The organism is Acidovorax sp. AC410, from assembly GCF_979253235.1.
In genome coordinates this window covers 3264984-3283357 of the sequence record NZ_CEEDCG010000001.1, presented here as the reverse complement: position 1 = coordinate 3283357, position 18374 = coordinate 3264984, and the positions used below count along the sequence as shown (strand labels likewise).

Sequence of the window (18374 nt, the reverse complement as noted above, 5' to 3'; positions counted from 1 at the left end):
TTCCAAAATTGCCTCACAGTCGAGCCAAATCGTGTTCGATCTGGTCAAAAAAACCAGAAGGCCATTCATCTAGAGCACCGTCAGCCTCAGCAAATATTTGTTTGAAGTCTGTCTTACCTCCATCTTCACGATTTTTAAAATAATTGAACACTATGTCTTCGTGACCGACAACTCCATACTTTATGGCGAGCCTGATTCCATTGACAACATGATCGCTGTGCGTTTCAACCACCACCTGTCTACCAAGTGCGGCTAAGAGTGCTAAAAAAACCCCGATTCGCGACTGACTGAACGGGTGCAAATGTGCCTCGGGATTTTCAACCAAAATAATTCCATCTTCACTGAGGCTAAGTCCAGCAGCGATTATTGGGAGTACATACGCCAACCCAAATCCAACGTGAGTGGCACGCGTCTGCACGCGAGTAGCGCTAGCATCACGAATGAATTTCAGAGGCGCAATATCAACATCTTCCGTTTCTTGGGCCAAAAATGCAGCCCCCGGTATAATCCAACCCAAAATGGAGTTGCAAACCAAATCAAGACGCCCTTGAGAATTTTGCAATTCCAAATCGGAATTCACTCTATCAATTTTAATTTGCGCTTGGCTTATCTGAATTCTTAGAGCGTCATCCCATCCCGGAACAATTTTTCGACTATCACGGGGCTGCTCCGTCGACTCTCCAGTTGCACTTCGAGCCAGAAGACCAGCAGTGTATTGGCCTTGCTTTCCGACCAAGCCTGACAAATCAACATCGTCCGCCGGTAATGGATAGGAAACTCGCGGGCCAATTCGTTCTGCATTTAAATACGCAAACGCCCCCCCTCTGTCCCCAAGTTTTGGAGGCAGCAAGTACTCGGATTCAGCTTTTAATTGACGTTTTTTCGCAGTGGGATCATTTCGATCAAAACTGAATTTATAGGAAAAATTTTTCCCGTCAGCCCAAATCCCTATATTAATAGCATGTTCGGCTTCCGGATTTAAAACATCAATAGCTGTCCCACCCTCGTACAGATCCCCGGAAAGGCGAAGCACCTTGAATTTCCCTTGCTCGTTTGCAGACTGCCGCAGCAACAAGAGCGTCTGCAAAACACTGGACTTTCCAGACGCATTCGCCCCCACAAGCACATTAAGGCGCTTAAATGCCAGAGGCTCCATCATTAAAAGACATTTATAACCGTGCACATATAATTTATCAATCATCGGTTCACGCACTCCGTCAAAAGTTTACCAATAGCTCCAAATCTCTCCCTGACCGCCGAGTAGCTTGCAGTACTAGAGCTAATGGAGCGCACAAATGAGGGGGAAGTTGTTATCAAGTCAACAAATCTGCTAGCAACCATTTCTCTATTTCTCTTTAGATCTACGCCCGAGTAATCGCGAACCGCCACTGTCCACACTTCAAAAAGTGCTTTATTAAACGGAGATCGACGACCATTTAGCTGAGTAAATTTGCGATAGGCATATTTTCCAAACAATTTCTCCACTTTATCAAGAGATTCAACAAAATCCTCCGCCAACTCCGTCAGCTCATTTGAACCAATGGAATTTAACGATGACATCGCTGCAAGAAGAAAGCCATCCATCTCATTGTAATTTTTATAATCATCAACACCCATATGCATAAATGCGAGTGATCGAAGTATCAGCTCCCTATCACTCATTCTCAGGCTTTCAACCACGCCTCTCGTGGCGTCACGAAATGACTTATCCTTTGCCAATCGACCAAGAAGCTTAGTAACCTGCCCTTGACTTAATGCGTGCCTTATTTCCTGTGGCGTGAGCTGCATACCCCCCGTATTCACTCGTGAAAATATAGTGAATTTTGCCTCTATAGGCGTACCAGGCATTAGATTATAAAAAAGAAGCTGAGTATCATCTTCAATAAGAACTCTATATTTTGAGGGCAAATCATCAAAACGAATACCTTCCAACTCACGCAAAAACTGCAACCCTATTAACGGAAATGATTGCCCGCGACAGTATCTACGAAGCGTTGTTAGGCGCTGCAACCCATCTACTACACTCCAGCGCACTTGGTCAGTGGCGTCAAGATAGAAGGCTGGAAGCGGTATACGAATTAGAATAGACTCGATCAATCTACTCTGTTTAATTTCATCCCAAACAAATGCTCTCTGGAACTCAGGATTCAAATCAATTTCTGATTTTTCCATTTTTCTTAGAGCCTGAAAAACACTAAGATTTTTCGTCTCCATTTTCAGCTTTGCCACAGCATAGGGCTTTGTTGGCCTGCCATTTTCGGAATCCAGGTCCTCATCCTCTACATTAAGTTCATATCCATTTTGATCCAGCCATTTTTCGCCATCAGACGTAAGCCGGATTCCAAGCTTTGTCTCCGCAATTAACCCTAAAAGCCGCACATGCGCAAAAAGTAGAGGGAAAAGTCTATCGTCATCGACGTGGCGCTCGATTTTCGCCTGCAACTCCAATTCTGTTTGATATGTATGATTTCTTAGCGCTCGCAACAGCACCGCCACATCACCATCCTCAAATTTCGCTTGAGCTGCCTTCAAATCGTCCGTCATATATAAATTTCTTAACACTTAATCGGCCAACATTGACCATCAAAGGGATGAAACCGATCCACTTGCTGCAACATATTTTTGAATAAATTCCTATCACCCTTAACTGGGCGAGGATTCCCACCCCACGACATCAGCGTCGTACGCAAAATTTCAAGTATCTCGCTGGTATGAAACATCATCATCCCGAAGCGCTCACTGTAAGCAGCTGATCATAGTTGCGCAACGTAAAAGATTCGATCAACAAAGCGCATCACAAGCGTGCAGCCTAGCCCCATCCCCCTCAGGCATCGCAAGAGGCAAATACAAACACTCGGGCATACCCTCATACGCCCCATGCCACAACTTGCCTACAGTTCTTGTATGCAAGATTTGCTTTCAAGACACAACTGAAGGAGACGGGGCATGCCGCGGTTTTTCAAATCCCTTTTTGGCCAGGTGATCCTGGCCCTCATAGCCGGCGTGGCGGTGGGCCTAGTGTGGCCCGACACCGCCATTGCCCTCAAGCCCCTGGGCGATGGCTTCATCAAGCTGATCAAGATGCTGATCCCTCTGATCGTGTTCTGCGTGGTGGTGCATGGCATCGCGGGCACGGGGGACCTGAAGCGGGTGGGCCGGGTGGGCATCAAGTCGCTGATCTACTTTGAGGTGGTGACCACCGTGGCGCTGGTGCTGGGGCTGGCGCTGGCCTTCATCTTCGAGCCGGGCGTGGGCATGAACGTGGACCCCCGAGCGCTGGACCCCAAGGCCATGGGCGCCTATGTCGAGAACGCGGGCAAGCTGACGGGGGGCGGGTTTACCGACTTTCTGCTCAAGCTGATCCCCAACACGGCGGTCAGCGCGTTTGCCAATGGCGATGTGCTGCAGGTGCTGCTGTTCTCCATTGTGTTCGGCTGCGCGCTGGCGATGCTGGGTGAGCGCGGGGCGCGGGTCACGGTGCTGATCGAGGACCTGTCGCACGTGCTGTTCAAGACCATGGGCATCATCATCAAGCTGGCGCCGCTGGGGGTGTTGGGTGCGATTGCCTTCACGGTGGGCAAGTACGGCATCGGCTCGCTCAAGCAGTTGGGCATGCTGGTGGTGCTGTTCTATGCGGCGGTGTTCATCTTCGTGGTGGTGGTGCTGGGCACCATCATGCGGGTGTCGGGGTTCAGCCTGTTCAAGCTGTTGCGCTACCTGCGCGAAGAGCTGGCGGTGGTGTTTGCCACCACCTCGTCGGACAGCGTGCTGCCGCAGATCATGGCCAAGCTCAAGCACATGGGCATTCGCGATTCCACCGTGGGGCTGGTGATCCCTACGGGGTATTCGTTCAACCTGGACGCGTTTTCGATCTACATCACGCTGGCGGCGGTGTTCATTGCGCAGGCGACCAACACGCCGATCTCGATGGCGGACCTGCTGACGATTCTGGCGATTTCGCTGGTCACGTCGAAGGGCGCGCACGGGGTGCCGGGCTCGGCCATCGTGGTGCTGGCGGCCACGCTGCAAGCCATCCCCGCCATCCCGGCCATTGGCCTGGTGCTGGTGCTGTCGGTGGACTGGTTCATGGGCATTGCGCGGGCCTTGGGCAACCTGATCGGCAACTGCGTGGCCACGGTGGCCGTGGCCGCGTGGGAGGGCGACATCGACCGCGTGCGCGCCCATGCGGTGCTGGACGGCAAGGACGTGGCGCCCATCGATCCGCAGGCAGCGCCCCATTCGGCGCCCCACACTGCCCCACAATCGGCGGCATGAGCACCATCAGCCAGACCCAGATAGCACAGCAGGTGGTCGAATCCATCTTGGCCCAGAAGCTCGCCCCCGGCGAGCGCCTGGGCGAGCAGGAGCTGGCCGACCTGTTCGGCGTGAGCCGCACCCTGGTGCGCGAGGCGCTGATGCAGCTGCAGGCGCGAGGCTTTGTCGAGGTGCGGCCGCGTAAGGGCTGGTACGTGGTGGAGCCCACGGTGGAGGATGCACGCGATGCGTTCTCGGCCCGGCGCATCATCGAGTCGGGCATATTGGCCGATGCGGGGCGGCCACTGCAGTCGGTGACGCCCCGGCTGCGCGCGCACATTGCCGAGGAGCAATTGGCCATTGAGGGGGCGGATGCGGCCACGCGCGCCTTTTTGCTGGCCGATTTTCACGTGTGCCTGGCCGAGAGCATGGGCCACCGCAGCCTGAGCGACATATTGCGCGACCTGACGGCGCGCACCACGCTGGCGGCATCGCTGTACCAGTCGAGGCACGAGGCCAGCCAGTCGTGCGCGGAGCACGAATCGATTGTCGAGGCGCTGGAAGCCGGCGACACGGCTCTGGCGCGCGAGCGGCTGCTGGCCCACATCGGCCATGTGGAGGCGGCGCTGAACCCGGGCCAGCCGCTGGTGCGCGACCGGCTGCGCGATTCGCTCACGCCGCTGACAGGCACGCGCCCGGCAGCGCCGGGGTAGCCCTCCCCCTCTCCATCCTTCTTCTTGCTACCACCTTGCGCCCAGCAAGGTGGTGTGCCCTGCCGCGCCCCTGGCTAGGGTTTACCGGGATAAGACTGTCGCCATAACGTGTATACACTTTTTGTATGGATCGATGTACACGTGCCTGTGTGCAGGCCATCCACATTTCCCACGACACCCGACAGACCCACCCCGAAGGAGCTTTGCCATGCAACCGTCCGTGCACCCTGTGGATGAACAACTGCCCATTGGGCGCCTGGGGGCGCTGGGCTTGCAGCATGTGCTGGTGATGTATGCGGGGGCGGTGGCGGTGCCGCTGATCGTGGGCCGGGCACTCAACCTCACGCCCGACCAGGTGGCCAAGCTGATCTCGGCAGACCTGTTCGTCTGCGGGCTGGTCACGCTGATCCAGGCGCTGGGCGCCACGCGCTGGTTCGGCATCCAGTTGCCGGTGATGATGGGGGTGACCTTTGCCTCTGTGGCGCCCATGGTGTCCATGGCGCAGAGCACCAGCGGCACGGCGGGCGCGGGGCTGATCTTTGGCTCGGTGATCGGGGCGGGGGTGATCTCGATCCTGATCGCGCCCATGGTCAGCCGCATGCTGCGGTTTTTTCCGCCGGTGGTCACGGGCACCATCATCGCGGTCATCGGCATCAGCCTGATGCGCGTGGGCATCAACTGGATCTTTGGCAACCCGGTGGGCCCCACGGCACCCAATGTGGTGAACCCCGAGCACATCAAGTGGCTGACCGAGGCGCAGTCGGCTGCCGGGGCGCCGGGCTCGTCGCTGCCGCCCGTGCCCAAGGGTTTTGCCGTGGTGCCCACGGTGCCCAACCCGCGCTATGCGGACCTGACGGGCGTGGGCATCTCGGCGCTGGTGCTGGTGTCCATCCTCTTGATCGCCAAGTTTGCCAAGGGCTTCGTCGCCAATATCTCGGTGCTGCTGGGCATTGTGATCGGCGGGGTGGTGGCGGCGGCCATGGGGCTGATGTCGTTCGAGAAGGTGGGCAAGGCCGACTGGTTCGACCTGGTGCTGCCGTTCGAGATCGCGCTGCCGGTGTTCGACCCCATCCTGATTTTGACCATGACGCTGGTGATGATCGTGGTGATGATCGAGTCGACCGGCATGTTCCTGGCCCTCGGGGACATGACGGACCGCAAGATCGAGCAGGACGACCTGACCCGTGGCCTGCGCACCGATGGCCTGGGCACGCTGCTGGGCGGCATTTTCAACACTTTTCCGTACACCAGCTTCTCGCAGAACGTGGGGCTGGTGGCGGTGACGGGCGTGAAGAGCCGCTTTGTCTGCGTGGCCGGGGGCGTGATCTTGATCGTGCTGGGGGTGCTGCCCAAGATGGCGGCGCTGGTGGAGTCGCTGCCCACCATGGTGCTGGGCGGCGCGGGGCTGGTGATGTTCGGCATGGTGGCGGCCACGGGCATCCGCATCCTGGGCGGGGTGGATTTCCGCAACAACCGCTTCAACGGCATGATCGTGGCGGTGTCCATCGGCGTGGGCATGATCCCGCTGATCGCGCCGAGCTTCCGCCAGTGGATGCCGCACGCCATCCACCCGCTGATCGAGTCGGGCATTTTGCTGGCGTCGATCACGGCGGTGGCGCTCAATGTGTTCTTCAATGGCGCCAGCAAGGACACCAGCGCTGCCGTGAACGCAGCGCGCCAGGCAGAAGCGCACTGATCCCCAGTCACCCAACAGCCCCCGCGGCCCGCCCTGTGCGGCCCGCGGGGCTTTGTTTTTTCAGGCCTCGCCCAAAAGTCCATGCAATGCCGATGGAAAAGCGGGCCACACGCCCAAAAGCCCGCGCCTCTGTGGAAAAGTGCCGGGGAAGGCGCAACAGAGGTTGACAACTTGCGCCCGTGCAACATAGCGTACCCCTTGGTACGTTACATTGATCCTTTGCAAGGAATCCAATGCGCACAAAATTCAGCAAAATGTTGGCGGCCACCGGTCTTGTGACGCTCGACCCGGAGGAAGACACCCACCTGGACGCGCCCGCCGAGGCCTACCCCGAGCCCGAGGCGGAGCCCGAACCCGCGCCTGCGCCCGCTGCGCCCGCGCCGGTGCTGGCGCCCGAGCAGAGCGTGGTGGCCGAGCAGAAGGATTTTGCCGACCTGTACCGCGAGGCCAACGTGCCCGTGGTGGCCTACTCGGCAGAAAAGCTGCTCAAGCTGATGGGGGGCCTGGAGAGCATGCCGATGGAGGTGCGCAAGCAGGCCATCAAGGCCATGGACGACGCCGACGAGACCTGGACGGTGGACGATTCCGTGCTGGACGCGCAACGCAAGGTCAAGGCGCTGGCCATCGCCAAGCAGAAAATCGCGCAGCAGGTGGCTTCCGCGCTGCAAAATGCGGACCGCGAGATCGCGGCCATCCAGGCCGAAGAACAGGACAAGAGCGCCCAGGTGCGCAAGCAGATCGCCGAGCTGACGGCGCTGCTGGACCGGGGCGTGGCGCGCGCCGCACAGCAGACGGCCGATGTGCGCGCAGCGGCCAGGACGAATCAGGAGGCCGGGGAGAGGGAATCCGCCCGGCTGGATGCAGAAATGAACCGCCTGGGCCAGATCGTCATCACGTTCTCGGGCCAATCACAGGTTCAAAAATAAAGTAGGAGTTGGCAATGCAATTGACTGGCATGGGTAAGGCGCTGATCGCGGTCATCGTCGTGGGGGCTGCGGGATCCGTCCTGTGGAACATGGGCGGCAAGATGTGGGTGCAGGACAAGCTGGGCAAGACCGAGGCGTCGGCCCCGGCTGGCAGCAGCAGCCCGCAGGGCAGCACAACCGCTCCCGTGGTGGTGGCCGGCAACACGCCGTCCGCCCCCGCCGTGGCGGCGCCCAAGGGCGGTGCCCTGGGCTCGGCCGGCAACCCGCTCAAGGTCAGCATCGTGAGCTTTCATGGCTATGCGCCGGCCCTGGTGGCCAACGGCAACAGCCTGAAGACGCAGCCGGGCTCGATCTTCCAGAAGGCTGGGGTGAACGTGGAGTTCATCATCCAGGACGACATCCCGACGCTGACCACCATCTTCGAGAGCAACACGGCGCAGTGCGCCTGGCGTACCTCGGACTTCTGGGCGCAGGAGCAGCCCAACCTGATCAACACCAAGCTCGATGGCCGCGCCATCATGATCGTGGACAACACCCAGGGCGCCGACGCCGTGATCGCGCGCGACCCGGACATCAAGCGCATCGAGGACCTGGTGGGCAAGAAGGTGGCGCTGCTCAAGTACACGCCATCGCACGGCCTGTTCATCAACGCCATCAACAACTCCAGCCTGAGCGCCAAGCAAAAGGCCAACGTGCTCGACCGCGTGGTCTACATCAACGCCGACGAGGGCACGCCCGGCGTGCGCGCCGCGTTTGCCGCCGGCAGCGTGGACGCTGCCGTGCTGTGGGACCCGGACCTGTCGCTGGCCGTCAAGGCCACCCCTGGCGCGCGCGTGGTGTACTCCACCAAGGTGGCCACCAACCTGATCTACGACGTGATGGTCTGCAACCAGAAGATGCTGCAGGACCCTGCCAGCCAGCAGGCCTTCCAGGGCTTCGTCAAGGGCTGGATGGACGGCGTGACCGCCGCCCGCGCCAACCCCGCGGGCGCTGCCGAGGCGCTGGTGCGCACCGAGCCCTTCTTCGACCAGTTGGCCAAGAAGGAGGGCATGCCCTTCATCTCGAGCCTGTTCTCCAACCTGGTGTGGACGGGCCTGGACGACAACGCCCGCATTCTGGGCCTGGCGGGCGACACCAACCACTATGAGCGCGTGTACCGCGAGTTCGACGCGATCTACCGCGCCGCCGGCTCGCTGGCCAACCCGAACTCGCCCGTGGTCTCGCCGCAGAACTCGTTCGACTACCGCTTCATCAACGCGCTGCTCAAGGACAACCAGGCTGCGCGCGCTGCCGCCGCCAAGCCCGAGTTCACCTTCGACACGGCCGGCATGCAAAAGGCCGAAACCCGCCCCGCTGCGCTGACCAAGCCGGTGAGCGTGAACTTCCCCGTGGGCCAGGCCGAGCTGACCAAGAAGGCGCAGGAGGTGATCGACACCCAGGTGGTGCCCTTCATCAACAGCAATGGCTCGGCCTACTTCGAGATTTCGGGCAACACCGACGCGACCGGCAGCGCGCAGGCCAACCAGCGCCTGTCCAAGGCGCGTGCCGACGCGGTGACCAAGTACGTGGTGACGCAGTGGGAGATTCCGGCGGCGCGCTTCAAGGTGGTGGGCAATGGCTCGAACAACCCGATCTGCAACGAAGGCAACCCCGCCGCACTAGAGGTGGACCTGGATACTTGCCGCCAGATGAACCGCGCCACCCGCATCGCCGTGCTGGCACGCTGAGGGGCCGGCGATGGCCCAATTCTGGAACCCCAGCCATCCGATATCGCCCCAGACCCAGCGCATGCTGGGCGTGGGCGCCGTGGTGGTGGTGCTGGCGACCTGGGCGCTGGTGAGCGCATCGGGCCTGGTCAACTCGAACCGGCTGCCCGCACCGTGGGAAGTGGCCATGGCCTTCTCGCGCCTGGCGTGGGACCCCGTGCGCCAGGAAAGCCTGCTGCTGACCTCGGTGCTGTGGTCGGGCGGGCGGCTGGTGGTGGCGGGCATTCTGGTGATCCTGATCGGCCTGCCCATCGGCATCCTGATGGGGGCATCGCCGCGCATCAACGCCACGCTGTCGCCGCTGATCGACCCGTTCCGCTCGGCGCCCATCGTGGCGCTGCTGCCCATCATGGTGATGTGGTTCGGCATTGGCGAGGAGATGAAGATCGTCTTCCTGTTCTCGGGCGCGGTGGTCTACCTGATCCCGCTGGTGCGCGACGCGATCCGCTCGGTACCCCAGTCGTACTGGATCAGCGCGCGCGACCTGGGCGCCACACCGTGGGAGTGCATCCGCCGCGCGGTGATCCCGATGGCCATGCCGCGCATCGTGGACGGCATCATCATCGCCATCTCGGTGATGTGGACCTACATCACCGTGGCCGAGTACGTGAACGCCAAGGAGGGCCTGGGCCAGCTGATCCAGAACGCGCGCCGCTTCTCGGCCATGGACCAGGTGTTCGCGGGCATCATCACCATCATTGCGCTGGCGCTGATCACGCACCGCGTGATGACCTGGGCAAAACGCAGAATGTTCCCGTGGGAACAGAGCGTTTGACGGCCCGGGCATGCACCACCAATAAGACCTGATACAACAAAGCCAAGCATGACATCGACCCCGAGCGCTGCGAGCATTTCCATCCACATGAGCGGCATCGTGCAGGAGTACCCTGCCGCCAACGGCAAGGGCGTGCTGCGCGTGATCGACGGCATCGACCTGCAACTCACGAACCCGAGCATCAACATGCTGCTGGGCCCCTCGGGCTGCGGCAAGTCCACGCTGATGCGCATGATGGGCGGGGTGCGCCCGTTCAACGTCAAGACACCGACCATCGGCCGGGTGGAGATCGACGGCCGCGAGTGCCTGGACCAGCACGACGATGCGGTGACCGTGTTCCAGCAGTACGCCAACCGCCCCGACCTGACGGTGTGGGACAACGTGGCCTTTCCGTTCACGCTCAAGCTGTGGAAGGGGCGCATCAGCCAGGCCGAGATCAAGGAGCGGGTGGACACCATCCTCGCTGCCGTGGGTCTGGCCGACAAGAAGGCCATGCGCCCGGCGCAGCTGTCGGGTGGGCAAAACCAGCGCGTGGCCTTGGCGCGCGCCCTGGTATTGCGCCCGCGCATCCTGCTCATGGACGAGCCCTTTGGCGCGCTGGACCCACAGACGCGCGAGGAAATGCAGCGGCTGCTGCTGTCGCTGTGCCAGGCCAACCCCTGCCTGGTGGTCTTCGTCACGCACGACGTGAGCGAGGCGCTGGCCCTGGGGGACCGGGTGATCGTGCTGTCGCCCCAGCCCGCAAAGATTGCCGATGACTTCGTGATCCACGCCGAGCACCCGCGCTCGGAGGCCTGGGCGCGGTCCACCGAGACCCTGCGTATGCAGGACCGCATCCTCACGTCGCTGCGCGACGCGAAGGGCCATGGCCAGATCACGCTGAGCGTATGAAATTCGACCCGGGCGAACGGGAAGAGCCCCCGTACATCCAGGAGTTTCTGACCAGCAAGTGGAACGTCACGGCGTCGCTGGGCGCAGCCGCGCTGGCGGTGCTGGCGTCCTTCCCGTACGGGCTGCCGGGCTTCGTCTTCGTGGGTACGGCGTATGCCGCCATCGAAGGGCTGGCGCTGCTGTACGTGCCGGGCATGTCGACCTTTCGCTACAGCGTGCGGCGCAAGTACGCCACGCTGCGCTACCAGGCGCAGGTGGACAGCCTGCTCAAGGAGCTGGGCGACCGCAATGAATGCGACCCCAGCTCCAAGCGCATGCGCGTTTACCTGCAGACGCTGGACCGCATCGACGCGCTGGAGCGCATGGTCAAGGCCCGCACCTGCGCGCTGAGCGTGGAGGACATCGACCGCCTCAAGGACGTGACGCGCGACTACCTGGCGCGCTGGCTGGCCATCGTGAGCGCCAACGAGCGCCAGAGCCAGCTGAGCAAGAAGGAGATCGCCGACCGCCTGCGCAGCGTGGAAGAACAGCTGGAAGCAACCACCGGCGAGCGCGAGCGCCGCCAGCTGCTGCAGGCACGCAAGGACTACCAGAGGCTGATGGAGAGCAGCAGCCGCCTGAGCAGCCGCATGTTCGCCATCGAGGCGGCCATGGTCTCCATGCCCGACATCATCGAGGAGGTCTTTCAGCAGGCCGTGTCGATGCCCATGGCCACGGATGCCTCGGCCCGGCTGCGCGAGAGCGTGGACCGCCTGGCGATCGAAGAGAACCTGGAGGCCGACATCAGCGAGGAGCTGGACACCATCGGCGTCCACGTGCCCAGCCCCGCCGTGGCGAAAGCTGCTGCTGCACCCGTGCCCCGCCCCGTGGCACAAACCATGAAATGACCCCTGCCATGACGAGCACCATCGTACAGAAATCGCACCTGCAGACCCTCGTCGATTTCGACGAATACACGCGCCTGATGGAGGCCGCGTTGAAGGCCGCCATCGTCTCCGACGAGCCGGGCCGGCTGGTGCGCTTCTTCGCGCGCTACATCGCCTGGAACGGCTACTTCGGCTGCAGCGTGGCCTCGCTGGCGGGCAAGATCGGCTGCGCGCGGCATTTGTTCACCGACCCGGCCGAGCCCTTTCTGCCGGCGGCCGACCGCAACGTGCTGGTGGCCAGCTACATCTTCGATGCGGCGCGCGACGAGTTCGACGACCACTCCACCCGCGCGCGCGACCCGCACCGCAGCCTGGCGCAGGCCTTCCTCAAGGGCATCGTGCAGACCACGATGCCGGGGGCCGACATGGCCACGCTGAACGCGCTGGCGGCCGAGCCGGCCTGGCTGAAGGCGCTGAACCAGGGCGTGCTGCGCGGCTATGGCGGCGGGCAGGACGATTCGCTCGAAGCCATCTTCCACGCCATGGGCTACCACCTGGGCAGCGAGCTGCTGGCCGACCGCGAGTTCACCGTGATCGGCGCCACCTTGCGCGAGGCCGGCGGCGGCCTGGCCGAGCGCCTGTTCCACACCGAGGTGGACATCGGCAGCACCCGGCACAAGGCCTTGTCCTGGGTGGGCATCCACTCGGGCGAGGGTGGTGCCGTGGAGGCCGACCACTTCGAGTGGGCCACCCAGGGGGTGAACGCCGCCTTCGAATTCATCGACCCCGCACAGCGCGCGGCCATGCTGGCCCAGGTCGAGCAGGGCTTTGCCGCCTTTGCCCAGGACCACCGCACCTTCTTCGACAACGTCAACATCAGCTAAGCAAGGGACCTGCACCATGGCTTCTTCCAACTTCCTCGGCCGCCTGAGCAACCTGTTCACCGGCTTTCTCTCGCTGTTCGTCTCGGGCATCGAAAAGAACAACCCCGAGATCGCGTACGAGAACTCGATCAACAGCATGAAGGCCAACTACGACCGCCTGAAGAAGGCGGCGGGCGCCATCATCCGCCAGCGTGACGACGTGACCACACGCCTGCACAACGCCAAGCAGAAGCAGGCCCAGCTCGAAGCCAACCTGCAGCAGGCCATGGACACCAACCAGGACGACCTGGCGGTGAGCATCCTGCAGATGAAGAACGACAACGACCAGTCGGTGACCGAGCTCACGGCCGAGGCCGAGACGGCCATGGCCGAGGCCGAGAAGATCAAGGACGCCCTGCTGGAGATGAAGAGCGAGATCAAGCGCGTGGAGGACGAGCGCGACCGCAACCTGGCCAAGCTGGCCGGCGCCAAGGCCAAGATCCAGATCCACAGCCAGCTCGAAGGCCTGTCGGTGGATGCCGAGATTCGCGCGCTGGACAACGTGCGCGGCCACATCGCCAACGTGATCTCCGAAGCCAACCTGGGCGACGAGCTGCGCGGCGCCGACCTGGACGTGCGCATGAAGGGCCTGCAAAAAGGCGCCTCGCGCGCCACGGCCGAAGCCCAGCTGGCGCAGCTCAAGGCGGCACGCGCCCAGGGTGCTGGCGCCAAGCAGATGTAGTGCGGCTTTGCCTTCAAGCGCCTAACGTCGTTGGTTCGCCTTGCCGTGCCAAAGCACTGTCTACGGCTTCCCGCCTAGTTATCCGCCTGAAGGCAAACCCGCACAAGACCAAGCGACAGCTTGCCATCGCCCAAGGAGTCCTGTGAGCACACCTTCCTCCCCCGCCACGACCGGAACGCCTGCCACGCCGGCCTGGGTCGACACCGTGCGCCGGCGCTACCTGGGCGGCGATGCCTCGGTCTTCGTGCTGTACCGCAACATCTACGACCGCATCCTGCTGGATGGCAAATTCGTGGAGCTGGAGCAGTACCTGTTCCGCTCGCTGCTGGAGGGCAAGAAAAAGCGCGTGCTCTCGCACAGCATCGCGTCGGGCACGCAGGCGCTGGCGGGCCGTGCCTTCGACACCGAGGCCGAGCCGCTCGATGGCATCGAGCAGGCGCTGACGCACGAGAGCGGCACGGCCGTGGTGATCCACTACGCGGGCTCGCTGTTCCCGGCGGGTGACCCGTCGATGATGACCATGCAGGACCGCCAGGCGATCGCCAAGCTGCACCGCTGGTCGCTGGACCCGCAGATCGGCGACAGCGACAACGTGGTGTTTTTGCTGGTCGAATCGCTGGCCGAGCTGAACGCACAGATTTTGTCGAACCCGCGCATCGCCACGGTCGAGATCCCCATGCCCGGCCAGACCGAGCGCGAGACCACCATCCGCATGGCCGACGCCTCGCTCGATGCCGGCCAGGTCACGCGGCTGGCGCAGCAGGCCTCGGGCCTGCGCCTGGTGCAGCTGTTCGGGCTGCTGGGCAACGACAGCAAGGCGCCCGCGCCCAACGATGCCGAGCGCGAGGCGCTGATCCGCGAGCTGATCGCCGGCACCGAGGACGCCGAGGCGCGCGCCAAGCAACTGACCAAGCTCACCAGCGGGCAGACCAACGAGCAGATACGCCACCTGCTGCAGCCGGGCAGCAAGGCGCCGGCCAAGGGCAACGCCTTCGAGGAGATCGCGGCGCTGCTGCGCACGCGCAAGCGCGAGCTGGTGACGCAGGAGTGCTTTGGCCTGATCGAGTTCGTCGAGCCCAAATTCGGTCTCGAAGGCGTGGGCGGCATGACCATGGTGAAGGCCGAACTGGCGGCCATTGCCACCGCCATCCGCTCGGGCAACGTGGCGCGCATCCCCATGGGCATCCTGGTGGTGGGGCCCATGGGCTCGGGCAAGACCTTTGTCACCAAGGCCTTCGTGCGCGAGGCCGGCATACCGGCGGTGATGCTCAAGAACATCCGCTCCAAGTGGGTGGGCGCGACCGAGAGCAACCTGGAGAAGGTGCTGGCCATGGTCAAGGCCATGGGGCCCATCGCGCTGATCATCGACGAGGGCGACCGCAGCCTGGGTGGTGAAGGCGACGAGGACGGGGGCACGTCGTCGCGCGTCACAGCGCGGCTCAAGGAGTTCATGTCGGACACCGACAACCGCGGCCAGGTGCTGTTCATCATGATGACCAACCGGCCCGACAAGCTCGATGCCGACATGAAGCGGCCCGGCCGCTTCGACACCAAGATTCCGCTGTTCTTCCCCGAGAACGGGGCCGAGCGCGCGAACATCGTGCGCGTGATCCTGAAGCGCTTTGGCAAGGCGGTCGAGGAGCCGACGCCGCAAGATGACGACGATGGCTCCAGCGAAGGCTGGATGGAGGCGGCGCTCGAAGACACCGAGTTCTCGAACGCCGAGCTGGAGGCGCTGACGCTGCTCTCCATCGACCTGGCCGAGCGCGCCGATGGCCGGCTCACGCGCGAGGTGTTTTTGCAGGCCGCCGTGGACTACATGCCCACGCGGGACACGCTGATGATCGAGTACATGGAGCTTTTGGCCATCTCCGAAGCATCGCGCCGCAGCCTGCTGCCCGAGAAGTTCAAGCACCGCACCACCGACGAGCTGCACGCCGAAATGAAGCGCGTGCGCAGCCAGTTGCGCCTATGAGCAGCGCCAGCGACCATGTCCACACCCTCGCCAAGGACCAGGTGCGCAAGGCCCTGACCGCCGCGAAGAACGACAAGCGCTGGGGCTGGCAGGAGGTGTCGGAACTGCTCACCGAGCTGGGCATCGAGCAGACCCCGAACAACCTCACCACCCGGCAGAGCCGGGGTGCGTTCAAGGCCTCGGACTTTTTGCTGCTGCTGCGCAGCATGGGCGTGACGCACCTGGACCTGACCACCCTCGAAATCCCGGGCCTGGCGCCGGCCACCCGCAAGGTGGAGGCCAACAAAAAGGCACGGCTGTCCAAACCTGGATAGGCCTATTGGCTTTCTGAAAAGGAAGACAATCCGATTTTTGCCATGCACCGGGGCCCACCGCCCCCTCCGCCTCACCTGCCCCACCCGGGCAAGGTCAGGCTCCTCCCCGAAGCCATCGCACCCATGGAATCAGGGTTGGATCCCATGCAATCAACGCATTAACCCTCACTCCCATCGCCTCCGCCATGGAGTAAGCTCATTTTTGGCATTTGCTGAGAATCTCCTGCAGGATTTCCGTATGACACAGAACCTTTCCGCTGCCGAAGCGGCATTGCGCGACGCCGCTCGCGAATACCACCGCAACCCCAGCCGGGGCAAGATCGCGGTCACCCCCACCAAGCCCCTGTCCAACCAGCGCGACCTGTCGCTGGCGTACTCGCCGGGCGTGGCCTATCCGTGCCTGGACATCGAGGCCGACCCGTCCAAGGCGTTCGACTACACCTCGCGCGGCAACCTGGTGGGCGTGATCACCAACGGCACGGCCGTGCTGGGCCTGGGCGACATCGGCCCGCTGGCCAGCAAGCCGGTGATGGAGGGCAAGGGCTGCCTGTTCAAGAAGTTCGCCGGCGTGGATGTGTTCGACATCGAGCTGGCCGAGCGCGACCCGGACAAGCTGGTCGAGATCATCGCGGCGCTGGAGCCCACGCTGGGCGGCATCAACCTCGAAGACATCAAGGCGCCCGAGTGCTTCTACATCGAGAAGAAGCTGTCGGACCGGCTGAACATCCCCGTCTTCCACGACGACCAGCATGGCACGGCCATCATCTCCAGCGCCGCGCTGCTCAACGGCCTGGAGCTGGTGGGCAAGGAGATCGGCGCGGTGAAGATCGCCGTCTCGGGCGCGGGCGCTGCCGCCATTGCCTGCGTGGACGTGATGGTGGGCCTGGGCGTGAAGCGCGAGAACGTCTTCATGGTGGACTCCAAGGGCGTGATCTACGAAGGCCGCCCCGGTGGGCTCGATGCCTCCAAGCAGCGCTACGCGCAAAAGACCGAGGCCCGCACCCTGGCCGACGTGGTGAGCGGCGCCGACGTGTTCCTGGGCTGCTCGGCCCCCGGCGTGCTGACAGCCGACATGGCCAAGAGCATGGCGGCCAAGCCCATCATCCTGGCGCTGGCCAACCCCGAGCCCGAGATCCGCCCCGAGCTGGCCAAGGCCGTGCGGCCGGACTGCATCATCGCCACGGGCCGCTCGGACTACCCGAACCAGGTCAACAACGTCCTGTGCTTCCCCTACATCTTCCGCGGCGCGCTGGACTGCGGCGCCACCAAGATCACCGAGGCCATGAAGCTGGCCTGCGTGCGCGAGATCGCCGACCTGGCCAAGGCCGAGATGAGCGACGAGGTGGCCGCCGCCTATGCGGGCAAGGAACTCTCCTTCGGGCCCGACTACCTGATCCCCACGCCCTTCGACGCGCGCCTGATCCTGCGCATCGCGCCCGCCGTGGCCAAGGCCGCCGAGGCATCGGGCGTGGCCACGCGCCCCATCACCGACTATGCGGCCTACCGCGAGAGCCTGACGCGCTTCGTCTACCAGACCAGCATGTTCATGCGCCCCGTGTTCGCAGCGGCCAAGGCCGACCTCAAGCGCGTGGCCTATGCCGAGGGCGAGGATGAGCGCGTGCTGCGTGCCGTGCAGGTGGCGGTGGACGATGGCCTGGCCAGGCCCATCCTGATCGGCCGCCCAGCGGTGATCGCCACGCGCATCGCCAAGGCCGGTCTGCGCCTGCAGCCGGGCAAGGACGTGGAGATCTGCGACCCCGAGGACGACCCGCGCTTTCGCCAGTACTGGGAGACTTACCACCAGCTCATGGGGCGCCGTGGCGCCACGCCCGAGGCTTCGAAGGCCGCGGTGCGCCGCTCCAACACGCTGATCGCCGCGCTCATGGTCAAGCTCGGTGATGCGGACGCCATGCTCTGCGGCCTGGTCGGCAAGTTCGACAGCCACCTGGACCACATCCGCGACATCATCGGCGTGAAGAAGGGTGCGCCCGGCTTTGCCACGGTGAACGCGCTGATGCTGCCCGAGCACACGCTGTTCATAGCAGACACCTACATCAACGAAGACCCCGACGCCGAGCACCTGGCCGCGATTGCCCAGATGGCCGCGGACGAGGTGCAGCGCTTTGGCCTGCCGCCCAAGGTGGCCTTTCTGTCGCACTCCAACTACGGTTCGTCCAACCGCGCATCGGCGCGCAAGATGCGCCTGGCGCGCGATTTGTTCGCGCAGGCCGCGCCCCACATCGAATGCGACGGCGAGTTGCATGGCGATGCGGCCCTGTCCGAGAGCGTGCGCAAGACCAGCCTGCTGGAGACCACGCTGCAGGGCGCGGCCAACGTGCTGATCTGCCCCAACCTGGATGCGGCGAACATCCTGTTCAACGTGCTCAAGACCACCAGTGGCCAGGGCACGACCATCGGCCCCATCCTGCTCGGTGCGGCCGCCTCGGCCCACGTGCTGACGCCGTCGGCCACGGTGCGCCGCGTGGTGAACATGACGGCGCTGGCGGCTGCCAACGCGGCGTCACGCGCGAAGTAAGCAGGCACTGCGGCTGCACCAGCAGCCCCAGTGTGCAAGGCCCGCAGGCTTCACGCC

Annotated in this window: 15 protein-coding genes; 13 read left to right on the top strand and 2 right to left on the bottom strand. The window is 63.0% G+C overall.

Features of this window, described 5'->3' with window-relative positions; genetic code table 11:
- Positions 1-13: 13 nt before the first annotated feature.
- Positions 14-1201 carry an AAA family ATPase gene (locus tag AC0IZS_RS15345; RefSeq protein ID WP_471636389.1) on the bottom strand — a complete coding sequence of 396 codons (1188 nt, stop codon included), beginning with the start codon at positions 1199-1201 and terminating at the stop codon, positions 14-16.
- The gene (locus AC0IZS_RS15340) at positions 1198-2544 is read right to left on the bottom strand and encodes a GmrSD restriction endonuclease domain-containing protein (RefSeq protein WP_471636388.1); all 1347 of its coding nucleotides are present in this window, start codon (positions 2542-2544) and stop codon (positions 1198-1200) included. Before AC0IZS_RS15340 ends, AC0IZS_RS15345 begins: the two co-directional genes overlap by 4 nt.
- Before the next feature lie 402 nt (positions 2545-2946).
- Between AC0IZS_RS15340 and AC0IZS_RS15335 the strand changes: the two genes are divergently transcribed.
- From AC0IZS_RS15335 to AC0IZS_RS15275, 13 genes are all read left to right on the top strand, one after another.
- Positions 2947-4275 (top strand): C4-dicarboxylate transporter DctA, encoded by a 1329-nt coding sequence (locus tag AC0IZS_RS15335; protein WP_471636387.1) that lies wholly within the window; start codon positions 2947-2949, stop codon positions 4273-4275.
- On the top strand, positions 4272-4967 hold the full coding sequence (locus AC0IZS_RS15330; RefSeq protein WP_471636386.1) for a GntR family transcriptional regulator: 696 nt from the start codon (positions 4272-4274) through the stop codon (positions 4965-4967). The genes AC0IZS_RS15335 and AC0IZS_RS15330 overlap by 4 nt, the downstream gene beginning before the upstream one ends.
- Before the next feature lie 208 nt (positions 4968-5175).
- Positions 5176-6663: a nucleobase:cation symporter-2 family protein gene (locus AC0IZS_RS15325; RefSeq protein WP_471636385.1), complete on the top strand. Its 1488-nt coding sequence runs from the start codon at positions 5176-5178 to the stop codon at positions 6661-6663.
- A gap of 254 nt (positions 6664-6917) precedes the next feature.
- Entirely contained in the window at positions 6918-7589 is a 672-nt protein-coding gene (locus AC0IZS_RS15320) for a hypothetical protein (protein WP_322595065.1), read from the top strand.
- A gap of 14 nt (positions 7590-7603) precedes the next feature.
- Positions 7604-9316, top strand: a complete 1713-nt coding sequence (locus AC0IZS_RS15315; RefSeq protein WP_471636384.1) for a phosphate ABC transporter substrate-binding/OmpA family protein — start codon at positions 7604-7606, stop codon at positions 9314-9316.
- A gap of 10 nt (positions 9317-9326) precedes the next feature.
- Positions 9327-10130: an ABC transporter permease gene (locus tag AC0IZS_RS15310; protein ID WP_471636383.1), complete on the top strand. Its 804-nt coding sequence runs from the start codon at positions 9327-9329 to the stop codon at positions 10128-10130.
- A 48-nt stretch (positions 10131-10178) separates the two neighbouring features.
- A complete protein-coding gene (locus AC0IZS_RS15305) occupies positions 10179-11021 on the top strand; it encodes an ABC transporter ATP-binding protein (RefSeq protein ID WP_471636382.1) in 843 nt (280 codons plus the stop codon).
- Positions 11018-11908, top strand: a complete 891-nt coding sequence (locus tag AC0IZS_RS15300; RefSeq protein ID WP_471636381.1) for a hypothetical protein — start codon at positions 11018-11020, stop codon at positions 11906-11908. Before AC0IZS_RS15305 ends, AC0IZS_RS15300 begins: the two co-directional genes overlap by 4 nt.
- Positions 11909-11916: 8 nt before the next feature.
- Entirely contained in the window at positions 11917-12771 is an 855-nt protein-coding gene (locus AC0IZS_RS15295) for a hypothetical protein (protein WP_471636380.1), read from the top strand.
- Positions 12772-12787: 16 nt separating this feature from the next.
- Positions 12788-13492, top strand: coding sequence for a PspA/IM30 family protein (locus AC0IZS_RS15290; RefSeq protein ID WP_007861927.1), 705 nt, complete (start codon positions 12788-12790; stop codon positions 13490-13492).
- A gap of 142 nt (positions 13493-13634) precedes the next feature.
- A complete protein-coding gene (locus AC0IZS_RS15285; protein WP_471636379.1) occupies positions 13635-15467 on the top strand; it encodes an ATP-binding protein in 1833 nt (610 codons plus the stop codon).
- Positions 15464-15781: a DUF6471 domain-containing protein gene (locus AC0IZS_RS15280; protein ID WP_471636378.1), complete on the top strand. Its 318-nt coding sequence runs from the start codon at positions 15464-15466 to the stop codon at positions 15779-15781. The genes AC0IZS_RS15285 and AC0IZS_RS15280 overlap by 4 nt, the downstream gene beginning before the upstream one ends.
- A gap of 238 nt (positions 15782-16019) precedes the next feature.
- Positions 16020-18317, top strand: a complete 2298-nt coding sequence (locus tag AC0IZS_RS15275) for an NADP-dependent malic enzyme (RefSeq protein ID WP_471636377.1) — start codon at positions 16020-16022, stop codon at positions 18315-18317.
- Positions 18318-18374 lie beyond the last annotated feature (57 nt).

Coding starts and splice junctions, on each gene's coding strand:
- AC0IZS_RS15345 (WP_471636389.1), bottom strand. CDS start 1,201: ATGATTGATAAATTATATGTGCACGGTTATAAATGTCTTTTAATGATG.
- AC0IZS_RS15340 (WP_471636388.1), bottom strand. CDS start 2,544: ATGACGGACGATTTGAAGGCAGCTCAAGCGAAATTTGAGGATGGTGAT.
- AC0IZS_RS15335 (WP_471636387.1), top strand. CDS start 2,947: ATGCCGCGGTTTTTCAAATCCCTTTTTGGCCAGGTGATCCTGGCCCTC.
- AC0IZS_RS15330 (WP_471636386.1), top strand. CDS start 4,272: ATGAGCACCATCAGCCAGACCCAGATAGCACAGCAGGTGGTCGAATCC.
- AC0IZS_RS15325 (WP_471636385.1), top strand. CDS start 5,176: ATGCAACCGTCCGTGCACCCTGTGGATGAACAACTGCCCATTGGGCGC.
- AC0IZS_RS15320 (WP_322595065.1), top strand. CDS start 6,918: ATGTTGGCGGCCACCGGTCTTGTGACGCTCGACCCGGAGGAAGACACC.
- AC0IZS_RS15315 (WP_471636384.1), top strand. CDS start 7,604: ATGCAATTGACTGGCATGGGTAAGGCGCTGATCGCGGTCATCGTCGTG.
- AC0IZS_RS15310 (WP_471636383.1), top strand. CDS start 9,327: ATGGCCCAATTCTGGAACCCCAGCCATCCGATATCGCCCCAGACCCAG.
- AC0IZS_RS15305 (WP_471636382.1), top strand. CDS start 10,179: ATGACATCGACCCCGAGCGCTGCGAGCATTTCCATCCACATGAGCGGC.
- AC0IZS_RS15300 (WP_471636381.1), top strand. CDS start 11,018: ATGAAATTCGACCCGGGCGAACGGGAAGAGCCCCCGTACATCCAGGAG.
- AC0IZS_RS15295 (WP_471636380.1), top strand. CDS start 11,917: ATGACGAGCACCATCGTACAGAAATCGCACCTGCAGACCCTCGTCGAT.
- AC0IZS_RS15290 (WP_007861927.1), top strand. CDS start 12,788: ATGGCTTCTTCCAACTTCCTCGGCCGCCTGAGCAACCTGTTCACCGGC.
- AC0IZS_RS15280 (WP_471636378.1), top strand. CDS start 15,464: ATGAGCAGCGCCAGCGACCATGTCCACACCCTCGCCAAGGACCAGGTG.
- AC0IZS_RS15275 (WP_471636377.1), top strand. CDS start 16,020: ATGACACAGAACCTTTCCGCTGCCGAAGCGGCATTGCGCGACGCCGCT.